The 12,961-nt window shown below is 58.4% G+C and carries 9 protein-coding genes and 1 pseudogene; 4 read left to right on the top strand and 6 right to left on the bottom strand.

Features of this window, described 5'->3' with window-relative positions:
• Positions 1 to 33 precede the first annotated feature (33 nt).
• Positions 34 to 285 (top strand): hypothetical protein, encoded by a 252-nt coding sequence (locus WBK19_RS00915; RefSeq protein ID WP_511286078.1) that lies wholly within the window; start codon positions 34 to 36, stop codon positions 283 to 285.
• 204 nt (positions 286 to 489) lie between these two features.
• On the opposite strand, the gene WBK19_RS00910 is transcribed toward WBK19_RS00915, so the two are convergent.
• Positions 490 to 3,060 carry a chemotaxis protein CheB gene (locus WBK19_RS00910; RefSeq protein WP_511286076.1) on the bottom strand — a complete coding sequence of 857 codons (2,571 nt, stop codon included), beginning with the start codon at positions 3,058 to 3,060 and terminating at the stop codon, positions 490 to 492.
• 243 nt (positions 3,061 to 3,303) lie between these two features.
• Between WBK19_RS00910 and WBK19_RS00905 the strand changes: the two genes are divergently transcribed.
• Positions 3,304 to 3,852: a glutathione peroxidase gene (locus WBK19_RS00905; protein ID WP_511286074.1), complete on the top strand. Its 549-nt coding sequence runs from the start codon at positions 3,304 to 3,306 to the stop codon at positions 3,850 to 3,852.
• A gap of 26 nt (positions 3,853 to 3,878) precedes the next feature.
• Complete coding sequence (locus tag WBK19_RS00900; protein WP_511286072.1) at positions 3,879 to 4,901, top strand: methyltransferase; 1,023 nt, start codon at positions 3,879 to 3,881, stop codon at positions 4,899 to 4,901.
• Positions 4,902 to 5,058: 157 nt separating this feature from the next.
• Here the strand turns inward: WBK19_RS00900 and WBK19_RS00895 are convergent, their stop codons facing one another.
• Positions 5,059 to 5,664, bottom strand: coding sequence for a PEP-CTERM sorting domain-containing protein (locus tag WBK19_RS00895; RefSeq protein WP_511286070.1), 606 nt, complete (start codon positions 5,662 to 5,664; stop codon positions 5,059 to 5,061).
• Between the two features lie 206 nt (positions 5,665 to 5,870).
• On the bottom strand, positions 5,871 to 7,154 hold the full coding sequence (locus WBK19_RS00890) for a Glu/Leu/Phe/Val family dehydrogenase (RefSeq protein ID WP_511286068.1): 1,284 nt from the start codon (positions 7,152 to 7,154) through the stop codon (positions 5,871 to 5,873).
• A gap of 117 nt (positions 7,155 to 7,271) precedes the next feature.
• On the opposite strand from WBK19_RS00890, the gene WBK19_RS00885 reads away from it, so the two are divergent.
• Positions 7,272 to 8,405 carry a pyridoxal-phosphate-dependent aminotransferase family protein gene (locus tag WBK19_RS00885; RefSeq protein ID WP_511286066.1) on the top strand — a complete coding sequence of 378 codons (1,134 nt, stop codon included), beginning with the start codon at positions 7,272 to 7,274 and terminating at the stop codon, positions 8,403 to 8,405.
• 26 nt (positions 8,406 to 8,431) lie between these two features.
• Here WBK19_RS00885 and WBK19_RS00880 read toward each other — a convergent pair whose 3' ends face one another.
• From WBK19_RS00880 to WBK19_RS00870, 3 genes and pseudogenes are all read right to left on the bottom strand, one after another.
• Complete coding sequence (locus WBK19_RS00880; protein WP_511286279.1) at positions 8,432 to 8,815, bottom strand: CZB domain-containing protein; 384 nt, start codon at positions 8,813 to 8,815, stop codon at positions 8,432 to 8,434.
• 33 nt (positions 8,816 to 8,848) lie between these two features.
• Positions 8,849 to 9,271, bottom strand: a pseudogene (locus WBK19_RS00875) (methyl-accepting chemotaxis protein); the annotation flags it as partial.
• A gap of 274 nt (positions 9,272 to 9,545) precedes the next feature.
• Positions 9,546 to 12,920: a PAS domain-containing hybrid sensor histidine kinase/response regulator gene (locus tag WBK19_RS00870; RefSeq protein WP_511286064.1), complete on the bottom strand. Its 3,375-nt coding sequence runs from the start codon at positions 12,918 to 12,920 to the stop codon at positions 9,546 to 9,548.
• Positions 12,921 to 12,961: the final 41 nt, after the last annotated feature.

Raw genomic sequence — 12,961 nt, 5'->3', positions numbered from 1 at the left:
GATCGTTCCAGCAAAAAACAAGGGGGAAAATAAATGTTGCTCACAGCAATCATCAGTGCGTCGAAAACCGACTTCTGTGCAACGCTAAGTGATGGTCGGATTGTAGAAGTATCCGATTTATGGGACTTGGCCAGCGCTCTCACTTGCCTGGGTGTGCAAGCCCAAGCGGTCAAATTTGAATGGTGTGCCGGCCAGCGCATGATGACCGCCGGGCAGCAAGTGGCTCTGGCCGCGGAAATGCGCTACCTTGCCCGCGAATCGACCGAAGCGCCAGTCACCGCTTGAGCGTTTCCTGCGCATAGCACCGTCGGTGCCAGACTGAAGGAATCTGATGGACTTGCAACTCACGCAACAGGCGCTGAGTCTCTGCCTCGTTGCGCGGGTCACACTAAGGTTCGTGGGCGATCTTCTCCTCAGCTCTTCGCCGAAGCTCTTCTTTGCCGGAGTCCCCTGGACTCACAGTATTGCCTCGCACTTTCTGAGCCTCGATTAGCCTGCACGCTTGCGCAACTCCTCCTCCAGTTGCTTGATTTCCGTGATATCGACAAATGTAATGACCAGGCCGTCAATGACATTGCTCTGGGTACGGTACGGCATGATGCGTACCCGATACCAGCGGCCGTCGTGAGTGGGGGCTACCACTTCCTTAAAGACCAGGGTCCGCAATACTTCACGGGAATCATCGTGCAGCCCGGCGTAATCAAGATCGGTGACAACGTGGGGTAGCGGACGACCGACGTCACCCGGTATCAACTTGAACAGCTTTGTCGCGTGTGTGGTGAATCGGCGAAGCTTCAACTCGTTGTCGAGAAAGAGCGTAGCGATTTCGGTGCTGTTGAGCAGGTTCGCCATGTCGTTGCGAACCCAGGTCAGGTCGTCCACCTTGGACTGGAGTTCGGCATTCACCGTCTGCAACTCCTCATTGAGTGACTGCAACTCTTCCTTCGAAGTAGTCAGTTCCTCGTTGGTGGACTGCAACTCTTCATTGGTGGACTGTAATTCCTCATTGCTCGACTTGAGTTCTTCGACTGTCGTCTGCATCTCTTCATGCGTAGCCTGCAGCGCTTCGCGGGTTTGCTGGAGTTCCTGCGCCACCGCACTGTGGGTATCCAGTGAAATGTGCTTGGTCGCCCTGCGCCTCACCGGTGGAGCAGGAATATCCTTGAAGACAACAAGTACCCGACCGCGCAATGCTTCGGGCTTCTCGATCGCCTGAACGACAACGTCGACGATTTGTGTTCCACCATTAGTGCCAATCCGCAGACTATTGAGAAGAATCGGCTGAGGTTCTTTCAGCGCCTTGCGGATGACGCCGGTCAAAGCTTCGCGCAGCCCTTCACGGGCCATGGCAAGGATGTTGATATTTGTCTTGCCAACTGCCGGCTCGAGATATTTGCCCGTTCGCCCGCTGATATAGAGGATGTCGCCATCGCCATTGACCAATACGGCCGCTGGCGACCAGGTTTGCTGTATCAGCTGATCGGTGAGTTCGCCGATATTCTCGGAACGATCGAGATGAATGATTTCCTGGACCGTTGATGAACTGGTCAGCACCTTGCCGGGAAATTGCAGGTCAGCAACCGGCATGGCTTGATCGAGACGCCGATAGATGCGCACCCTGTTGTTGATGGGTGCGAAAAGGTTGCCATAGTTGCCGATGGTCTCGGCACTACCAAGCAGCAGCAGTCCGCCCCGGTTCAGGCTGTAATAGAAAAGAGGCAGCAGTTTCTTTTGTAAATGGGTCGCAAAATAAATCAGGAGATTGCGACAGGTGAGGATGTCGAGTTTCGTGAATGGTGGATCAGAAATGATGTTCTGGGGTGCAAACACCACCATTTCGCGTATTTCTTTACTGATCCGATAACCGCCCCCTTCTTCCTCTGCGAAAAAGCGAGCCAGGCGTTCCTGCGAGATATCTGCGGCAATATTGCCCGGATACAAGCCTTTTCGGGCCTGATCGATGGCGCTTGCATCAAGGTCAGTGGCGTAAATTTGCAGGGTGAAACGCTGGTCGGTCTGCAGCGAATCCAGCACCTCCCTGAAGACGATGGCCAGCGAATAGGCTTCCTCGCCGGTGGAACAAGCGGAAGCCCACGCTCTGAGAGTCTTGCCCGAGGGATATTGGGCCAGCAAGTCCGGAATGGCCTGGGTACGCAGGAACTCCCAGACCTCGGGATCGCGAAAGAAATTCGTGACACCAATCAGCAATTCCTTGAACAACAGATCGAGTTCATTCTGGTTGCTTCGCAAGAAAGTGACGTAGTCATCGATGGCGTCGATCTGGTGAACAGCCATGCGTCGCTCGATACGGCGATAGAGGGTGTTCGTCTTGTAGAGGGAGAAGTCGTTGCCACAGCGGTCACGCAGCAAAATGACTATCTTGTCCAGAGCGCTGATCACCTCGACGGCGGGAGCCTCAAGTTCCTGTGCGTACAAGGGATGCTGGAGATATTCGACGATCTTGCCCGGCAAAATTTCCGGCAGCGCGACGATGTCGGCGACGCCGGCCTGAATGGCGCTATGCGGCATGCTTTCTGCCTCAGCGCTACCGGGCTCCTGCACCAGCGTCAGCCCGGCGTTTTCCTTGATGGCGCGCAGACCGAATACGCCATCCGATCCCATGCCGGACAGGATGACACCAATGGCCTTTTCCTTGCGATCCTGAGCCAGGGAGCGCAGGAAAAAATCGATCGGGAGGCGCAAGCCCCGCTTGGCAATGGGCTCAAGCAGGTGAAATTTGCCATGGAGCAGCGAAAGGTCCTTGTTTGGAGGAATCACAAATACGCAGCCGGGCGCGATGGCCATGCCATCTTCAACTTCGCAAACCGGCATTTTGGTGGAATGTCTCAGTATCTCCGGCAAAGCGCTGACGTAGTCGGGTGCGAGATGCTGGATGACGACAAATGCCAGCTGAGAGCCATCAGGAACATGCGAGAAGAACTTCTCCAGCGCATCAAGCCCGCCCGCCGAGCAGCCAATGCCTACAATAGGGACGCTTTGCTCGCCAACGGTACGATCGGAAAGAGAGGAGTCGACTTTTTTCACTGTGCCTGCAGCCATCAAAATTACGCCAGGAGCGCGGGTTCAAGTTATTTGTGGAATGCGCCCATTTTGCAATAAATCGACGGCCAGTCGCCGAAAATGAATTTCGTCGCTGGATATATTTCCATAGGGCGGAGAAGTCCATCGCGACGCTTGCTGACAACGGTGAAAATTCGCCACGCCTCGTCTGGCCAACATTTAAAATGGCTGCCCATTGGCTCGCCTGCTCTGCCTTTGCCCCTTATAGAAGACGAAACCGCCATGCACAAATTTTTGTACGACATTCCCCTCAGAAGCCTCGATGGACGAGCCCTGACGCTCGAAGAATTCAAGGGTCAGGTGTTATTGATCGTCAATGTCGCCTCCAAGTGCGGGCTGACGCCGCAATATGCCGGTCTGGAAAGCCTGTTCAAGGCCTATCGCGGGCGCGGCCTGCAGGTGCTGGGGTTTCCCTGCAACGACTTTGCGGCACAGGAACCGGGTACGGCCGAAGAAATCCAGAGCTTTTGCACGACCAACTTCGGCGTCGAGTTCCCGATGTTCGAGAAGCTCAATATCAACAGCGAACCTCGCCACCCGCTCTATGCTCAGCTCATCTCCGCGCAGCCGGAAGCCGTGTTTCCAGCCGGCAGCGACTTTCGCGAAAAGCTGGCCGGTTATGGCTGCTCGCCGAAACAGCCCAGCGATGTGCTGTGGAACTTCGAAAAATTCCTGGTCGGACGCGATGGCCAGCTTCTGCAGCGTTTTTCGCCGGACACCACACCAGAAGATCCAACCCTGCTCGCCGCAATTGAGACGGCCCTCGGCTGACCCAACAACCCAAAACAAGAAGATCCATGCCCCGCACACGCAAACCTGATGTCTGTCAGCCGACCGGCTCGGCCGAACTTGCCATGCTCGACGTTTACATGCCGATGATGAAATCGTCGGCGATCATCTCGGCCGGTCGGCTGGGCCTTTTCGAGGCACTGGTCGATGGCCCGCTGACCGTAGAGGAACTCGCCACGAAGATCGATTCGAGCCTGCGCGGCACGGCAACGCTGGTCGATTTCCTGGTCGCCATCGGCTATCTGGAAAAGGACGACGACGCCTTTGCCAACACGGCGAGCACCCAGCGCTGGTTCACCAGTGCCGGCCAGGTCGATTACACGCCCGGCCTGCTGTGGACGCATGAGGCGTGGGCGATGATGGGCAGCCTGGCCGAAACGGTACGCAAGGGCGAACCGGAGCAGACGCTGTGGGAGGCGATGATCGAAAAGCCGCACCTCGGCCCGCTGTTTTCGTCCTACATGGGCGCCTTTGCCGCCGATCTTGGCCCGGACCTGATAACGCACGTGCCGGTATTGCCGAACTATCGCCGCCTGCTGGACCTCGGCGGCTCGCACGGCCTGCACTCGATCCGTTTCTGCCAACACTACCCACAGCTAGACGCGATGATCGTCGACATGCCGAGTGCCCTGACCGAAACCGGACCGGAAATCGAAAAGGCCGGACTGGCCGGACGCATCAGCCTGAGCCCTGGCACCTTGCAGGAGCACGACTGGGGTGGCGCCAACGATCTGATTTTTTATCTGTCGGTCGCCCACAACCATTCGGCCGAGGAAAACCGTCTGGCCATCCGGCAGATTGGCGATTCGATGAACCCGGGCGGCCTGCTGGTCATTCACGAATACCTGGCCGAAACCTCGCTCGACGCCCTGAACGCCGCTTTTCGCCTGACCCTGCTGCTGGAAACCGGCACCCAGACCCATCGCCACGAAGATTATTGCGATTGGCTGACGGCAGCCGGGTTTTCAGCGATCGAACGGATTGACCTCGAACCGCGTGAAAAAGGTTCGCTGATACTGGCTCGGCGCTAGCGGCAAAGCCCATTTCAATTTTGGCCGTTTTTTCGGGTTGACCGTGGCAAATCTGGCCAACGGACTCCAACAAGCAGCTGCCGAAAAATAAAAATGCCATTCAGCCCAGGCTGAATGGCATGCGGGCCGAAGCCCCTTTATTGCCGATTCGATTTGCTCAGGCGCGACGCTGGCGGCGACGGGTAACAGCAGCCAGAATGCCCAGACCAGCGAGTAGCATCGCACTGGTATCCGGTTCCGGAATGGCCGTTACCGAGATGTTGTCGAGAGAGCCGCCGAGGCCATCCGACACGCCAATGGCAGCAAATTTCAGGACGCCGAAGCCGTTTGCATCAGCCTGTACGTCATAGATGAGATCAAGCCAGCTGGAGCCCTTGTTACCGTTGCCGGTAATGGTACCCAGCGACTGGTCGTTCCAGAAAATCTGAATCGGATTGCTGCCAGCCGAAACATCGGCGCGCGGAGCGTAAGAGAAGCTGAGCTCCAGGGTCTGATTGGCGTTGGTTTGAATGGTTTGGGAAATCCAGCTATTGACGTTGGTATCGAGTTCGGCAAAACGAACGCCGTCAGCAGCCGTGCCAACCACTGCATTTCGGATTTCGACGCCGTTGGCGCCAGTCGTCCAGCCGTAGCCGCTGCCGAAGGTGCTCCAGGTACCTGCAGCAACCGTCGAGTAGTCCTCGAAGCTGCCATTGACGACGAGGTTGGCTTGGGCGATGGCAGGAGCGCTCAGCAGAGCGGCAATAGCGAGCAGTTTTTTCATGAGGGGAATTCCTTGGTTATCAGTTCGGCACCACGCTTTTAGGCGGGCAGATGGACGAACAATAGCCGGACTGAACCAACGCCCCTGTGAAATACCCCACGAAAAGGCCCACAGGAAGGGCTTTTACATCATTCTGACGCGAGGCTCGCGCTTAAACCGTTAATAAATTTGGCCGTTTTTTCCGGTTGACCGTGGCAATCAACCGATCACGGATACAGCCCGCGCGTTGCCCGCGCTTCGAGCACCCGGCTGCAGCCGATCACGAAGGCGGCTGAGCGGAGCGGCATTTTGCGGTCGGTGGCCATCTGCCAGATGGCGTTGAAGGCCTCGGCCATGATCCGGTCAAGGCGACCGTAGATTTCATCTTCGGTCCAGAAGAAGCTCGAGAAATCCTGGACCCATTCAAAATAGCTGACGGTGACGCCACCGGCGTTGGCCAGCACATCGGGCACGACGACGATGCCGCGTTCGGCGAGGATGGCATCGGCCTCCGGCGTCGTAGGGCCGTTGGCGCCTTCGACGACGATGCGGGCGGTGATGCGCTCGGCGTTGTAGCGGTTGATCTGCGATTCGAGTGCGGCCGGCACGAGAAACTCGCAGGGTACGGCCCAAAAATCGTCGTTGCTGATCGTCGTTGTACCGGGCGCGCCGAGCAGGGTCTTGTGCTCGCTCAGGTAGCGTTTGAGGGCGAGCACATCGAGTCCGGCTTCGTTGATGACGGTGCCGCTGACGTCCTGAATGGCCACCACTTTTGCGCCATGCTGGGCAAAGATGCGTGCGCTGGCTTCACCGACATTGCCGAAACCCTGAACGGCGACCCGTGCGCCTTCAATCGGCACGTTGAGGCGCCGCGCCGCCTCGCGGGCGCTGACGAAAACACCGCGCCCGGTCGCATCCTGCCGGCCGAGCGAACCGCCGAGCGAGACCGGTTTGCCGGTGACGACACCGGTCACCGTGCGCCCTTCGCCCATCGAGTAGGTATCCATCATCCAGGCCATGATCTGGGCGTTGGTATTCATGTCCGGAGCCGGAATATCCTTGTCCGGGCCGATCATCGAGCTGATTTCACTGGTGTAGCGACGGGTCAGTCCTTCCAGCTCGGGCATGGAAAGTTGGCGCGGATCAACCCGGACACCGCCCTTGGCGCCACCAAAGGGCACATTGACGACGGCGTTCTTGATGGTCATCCAGCCGGCCAGTGCCATCACCTCGGAAAGTGTCACGTCCTGATGAAAACGGATGCCGCCCTTGCCCGGCCCGCGCGAGGTGTTGTGATGCACGCGATAACCTTCGAAATGCTCGACCACACCGCTGTCGAGACGGATCGGCACATCGACGATGAGCGAGCGTTTCGGCCGGCGCAGCGTTTCGACCCAAGGCCACAGCGCCTTGTCGAGGAGTGGTGCGACCTGCTCGACCTGTTGGAGAAAGATATGCCAGGGGCCAATATTTTCTTTGGAAAGGTAGGAAGGCAGTTGGGGCGTGCTCACGTCGATTCCTTTCAGGCTGAATTTCCACCAGTGTCGCCCAACGAGGCCACTCTGACTAGCGCGCCGTCACAGCTTGGCGGTATGCTCCGGAGAATAACGATCAACAGGAGAGACGCTGTGCCCGCATTGCTGCCCCAACCCGATCCCGATGGCCTGCTCGAATATTCGGTGGTGTACACCGATCGTGCCCTGAACCACATGTCGCAACGCTTTCAGGGCGTCATGAAGGACATCTCGCGCCTGATCAAAAAGGCCTACAACGCCAAGGCCGCCATCATCGTGCCCGGTAGCGGCACCTTCGGCATGGAAGCCGTCGCCCGCCAGTTCGCCACGCATCGCAAGGTGCTGGTCATCCGTAACGGCTGGTTCAGCTTCCGCTGGACGCAGATTTTCGACATGGGCAAGATCCCGGCCGAAAGCATCGTCCTCAAGGCCCGGCAAATCGGCAGCGGCTCGCAGGCCCCATTCGCGCCACCACCGATTGACGAAGTCGTCGCCGCCATTCGCCAGCACCGGCCGGAAGTCGTCTTCGCACCGCACGTCGAAACCTCGTCAGGCATGATCCTCCCCGACGACTACATTCGGGCCGTCGGCGATGCCGTTCGCGCCGTCGATGGCTATTTCGTCCTCGACTGCATTGCCTCCGGCACGGTCTGGGTCGACATGGTCGCCAACAACGTCGACATCCTGATCAGCGCCCCGCAGAAAGGCTGGAGCGCCTCGCCGTGCTGCGCCATGGTCGCCCTCGGCGAACGCGCCCGCGCCCACATCGACGCGACGAGCAGCACGAGCTTCGCCTGCGACCTCAAGAAATGGCTGCAGATCATGGAAGCCTTTGAAAACGGCGGCCATGCCTACCACGCAACGATGCCGACCGATGCCCTGGCCACCCTGCGCGACGTCATGCTCGAAACAGAAGCCTATGGCTTCGAGAAGGTTTGCCAGGAACAGATCGAACTCGGTCGCCGCATCCGTGAATTGATGGTCGCCAACGGCTTCCCCAGCGTGGCTGCCGAGGGTTTCCAGGCGCCCGGCGTGGTCGTCAGCTACACCACCGACCCGGACATTCACACCGGCAAGAAATTTGTCGCCCAGGGCCTTCAAACCGCCGCCGGCGTGCCGCTGCAATGCGACGAACCAGCCGATTTCCGGACTTTCCGCATCGGCCTGTTCGGTCTGGAAAAGCTGCACAATCCGGCGCAGACGGTTGAAAACTTCGCCACGGCGCTGGCCGCAGCAACCCGGGGCTAAAACCCCGGGCATTCGATCAACCAGGCTTACAAAACGGCAACCCAGTTCGCCATGCGTTCGAGGTTGTCGATGACGCCAACGCTGCCCTGCTCCATCGCCTGAACATGCTTGAGCATGGCCTCGATATCGCCCGAGGCCTTGGCCTGCAGGGCTGCCTTGCCGTTGTTGTGGACAACGATGTGCGGCGCTTCCATTTCCCGATAGCCGGGTAGCTGGCTGAACAGATTTCGCCCTTCACCTTCGTAGTACCACTTGCCAAGCCGGCATCCGGTATGCAACGCGACGCTATCGGGCTGCAACGGTTCCAGGCCAAACAGGGCCATGTAAATACGGAATTTGAAGACCAGGTGATCAACCTTGGCGACTTCGACAAAGCTGCTCAGGGCGCTGGCCGCAATGACCTTCTCCATTTGCTTCGACATATCCATCAGACGGCGCATGTCTTCGGTAGACTTGCCACCACGCTGACTGAAATCGTCTGCCGATGATGACAGAACCTCCATGGCCTCCTTGGCCATCGTCGAATTGTGACGAATGTCGCTGACTAAATCGCCGATATCCTTCGTTGCCTTTGAGGTGCGCTCGGCCAGCTTGCGTACTTCGTCGGCGACCACCGCGAAACCGCGACCCGATTCACCAGCCCGGGCGGCCTCGATGGCGGCATTGAGGGCGAGAAGATTGGTCTGGTCGGCAATTTCGTGAATCAGCTGGACAATCGAACCGATCTTGTCGGCCTGCAGGGAAAGCGATTCAACCTCATGGGCCGTCTTCGCCGAGTCTTGCGCCAACTGGTGCAGGTTCGACGCTATTTCTGTCGTCGCCTGACCGCTCAGCAAAGCCACTTCGGCAGCTTCGACCGCCTGCATTTTCTCCTCATGCAAAACATTGGCCATCGCCCCCAGACTGCTTTGCGACCCCTCCAAAGTGGCACCGAAGCTCGACAGGCTGCGCACGACGTTTTTCAAGGTCTCGCACTCCCGGTCCTTTTCTACTGCCGCATGCTGCTGGTCGGCCAAGGCCCGCTTTGCCGTTTCAAGCTCCTGCATCAGGCCCTGCTCACGCTGTTGCAATCCTTCATACGCTTGCCGCAAGGCATGCAATTCCTTTTTTCCGCCCCAAAACATCAGTCATCCTTTGTATTTATAGTGTGTTCCACAACGCGCCCGTCCGGGCTTCATCACTCCGGATCAACATTTCTTCACCCGCGAGGGGGTGAATCATCGCATCTTTTTGCAACCATTCAAGAAGCACGGAAAAGAGCAGTTCAGGCACAACCGGCTTCGGCAAGAAGTCGTTCATGCCAACCGAATAGCACAGATCGCGATCATCATTGAACGCGTTGGCGGTCATTGCCACGACAGGCAGCGACTCGGCCCCACGAATCCTGCGGATACGCCGTGTTGTTTCCAGGCCGCCCATCTTCGGCATCTGAAGGTCCATCAGGACAAGGTGATAACGGTTGCTTTCCAGTTTCTCCAGCGCTTCTATTCCGTTGCTGGCGATATCGACGGTCATCCCGACCTCCTCGAGCATGTCCTGGGCAACCAGCTGATTGATGGGTTCATCCTCAACCAGCAGGATTCGGCTAGCCGTATGCAATCTGCGCAGCTTTGCTTCGTCCGACTCGGCCATGACCGGAGCCATGGCAGGCCCCGCCACAAGAGCAAAATGTTTCAGCAGACAGGCATGCAAGGCCATGGTGGACACCGGCTTGCTCAGCACCTGAACAAAGCCGCAACGTCGTGCTTCGCCCCACAGACTCCCTTCACACGCGCCAGTTACCAGAAAACTGACCGGCTTCCGTGAGACGTGCAGGGAGCGCACCCTGGCCAAGGTATCCAGCCCGTCGAGACCTGGCATGTACATATCCATAAGCAGGATGTCATAGGGATCGCCTTCGCTATCAGCCGCCGCGACGGCATCAATGGCCTGTTCCCCCGACGCCACTCCTTCGGCCCGCAGCCCAATCATGCGTAACTGCTGCTGAAGCACCATCCGGGTCATCGCGACATCCTCGACAACAAGCGCGCGCAGACCACCCGGCAGCACCACCTCCAGAGCGGGTTCAGTCGTGCATCTGGCCTTGCCTAGCCGGGCTGTCAGCCAAAAAGTGCTACCCACACCCGGAGTACTAATCGCACCGACCTCCCCGCCCATCAGTCGGGCAATATTGCGACTGATCGCGAGCCCGAGACCGGTACCACCATATTGGCGAGTTATCGAATCGTCGGCTTGCTGGAAAGGTTGAAAAAGGGTGGATAGACGCTGCGGCTCGATACCGATACCGCTGTCCTCCACCTCGAAGCGGACAAGCAGCGCCTCCTCGCCTTCCTCCTGGATCTTTACCCGGACCAGGATCGTGCCCTGAGCGGTAAATTTGACGGCGTTCCCGACATAGTTGAGCAATGCCTGCCCGAGGCGAGTCGCATCGCCGGTAACCTGATGCGGCACAGTGCCAACGTCAACCAGCAACTCCAGTGATTTGGCGCGCGCCTTGTCAGCAACCAGCGAGCAAACGCGGGTCAGCATTTCTTCCAGATCGAAAGGCTTGCTTTCGAGCACCAGTTTTCCGGCATCGATCTTGGAGATATCGAGAATATCGTTGATGACTGACAGCAGGTGATCGGCCGCACCGACAATCTTGCCCAGCTTGTCGTCCTGCTCGTCAGTCGGATTCCGGCGACGCAGCAGATGCGTCAAGCCAACGATAGCATTGAGCGGCGTCCGTATCTCATGGCTCATGTTAGCCAGGAAAGTGCTCTTTGCCCGCCCGGCGGCTTCGGCCTCATCCTTGGCCCGGCTCAACTCCTCGGTTCTTTCGACAACCAGCTCTTCCAGGCGGTGGCGGTGCCGATCGAGTTCCTCGGCAATACGCTTCTTCTCGGTAATATCTTCCTTGATGCACAGGTAATGCGTTACCGTGCCGTCCGGCTGGCGAATCGGCGAAATGAATTCGTGCTCGATGAACAATTCGCCATTCTTCCGCCGATTGATGAAATCTCCCTGCCATGAGCCACCCTGGCGCAACGTTCTCCAGAGATTTTCATAGGTGTCATCAGGCGTCTGGCCGGACTGCAGCATCTTCGGGTTCAGGCCTTTGACTTCGGGCAGCGTATAGCCGGTCATCCGCTCGAATGCGGCGTTGACATACTCGATTTCAGGAAGCGTGTTGGTGATCAGGATGCTGTTGGGGTTCTGCTCGACCGCCAGCCTCAGCTTGCGGATCAATTCCTCTTCACGAAAGCGCTCGATGGCGATCCCGGAAATGCGTGTCGCCATCCCGATGATGAGCTGATGAAATGGTGAAGGCATGGCCGGCTGGCTGCCATACAACGCAAAAAGCCCGAGCAGTTCACCACAGCTCGTCAGGATAGGTGTTGACCAGGCAGCCCGCAGACCGGCTTCTGCCGCAACAGCCCGGAACTTTTCCCAGAGAGGATCCGCCTGCGCATCCTCGACCAGTACCTGAGACCTCCGGGCTGCCGCCGTTCCGCAGGTGGCCATGCCTTCGCCTACCGGCAAGCCATCCAGTACAGTTTTGAAAACATCCGGCATCGAGGGGGCGGCCTCGATTCGCAAGTACTGTCCTTCACCCGCCAGCGTCACGATAGCCGCCCTCATACCACCCGCCATCGACTCAACCGTGTCGACCAACTGGGCGAACAGCCGGGGCAAGGGCATGTTGTCGGCGACCATCTCGAGCAGGCGACCATGTGCCTGCGTGATCGCCTCCATACGCCGCCGCTCGCTGACATCGAGGGCTATCGCGAATACGCCAATGATCCTGCCTTCACCGTCATGGATCGGGCCGCGCGTGACATGGAGGAGCACCTCGCCGGCCCCCCCGGCAAAGGACTCGTCCTGGGTCAGACTGCAATTGTCGGCAACCACGGCGCGGTCGGCTGCCGCAAAAATCGCCGCCTGGGTTGCGGCAAACAGTTCGCAGTCGCGACGCCCCAGAATCTCCGCTTCGTTCTTGCCGAACAACGAACAAGCCGCTTCGTTCACAAACAGGTAGCGGCCTTGTAAATCCTTGCCCAGCACAACGTTCGGGGAGCCACGGGATACAGCCTCGAACAGATTCAGTTGCCGCTCAACCGACAAATTGCCGGACCTGAATCGACGCTCCGGCATGCAACCGCGAATGGCTGCGGAAAGCCGGGATAAATTGCTGTGCAGAACAAAATCGGAAATGCCAAGCCGGAACAAGTCAGCGGTCAGCTCCTCGCCTATGGGGCCGGAGACAAGCACGATGGGTAACAAGGGGCGGCGCCCACGGATGGTCGCCAGCATCGCCAGGAACTCGGCGCCTGGCTGGCGAAAGTACGCCACGACAGCATCGAGTGGATCGCCGATTGCAGCCTCGAGCGCCAATGCGCCTGAAATCTGCCGGAGTCCGCCTAACAGGCCGGTCGAATATAGAACGTCTTCCAACGCGCCAGCGTCGTTTGGCGTATCAACAAGCAAGAGCAATTGCAGCGACCTGGTCCCGCATGATTCTTCAAGCGACTTCATTTTCCTCCTGCGCCCATTGCCTTTTCTAATTACTTGAAGAG

Source organism: Azonexus sp. (assembly GCF_049652925.1).
In the GTDB taxonomy this organism is placed as follows: domain Bacteria; phylum Pseudomonadota; class Gammaproteobacteria; order Burkholderiales; family Rhodocyclaceae; genus Azonexus.
The sequence above is the reverse complement of the archived record's forward strand: the minus strand, read 5'-3'. Positions and strand labels throughout refer to the sequence as shown.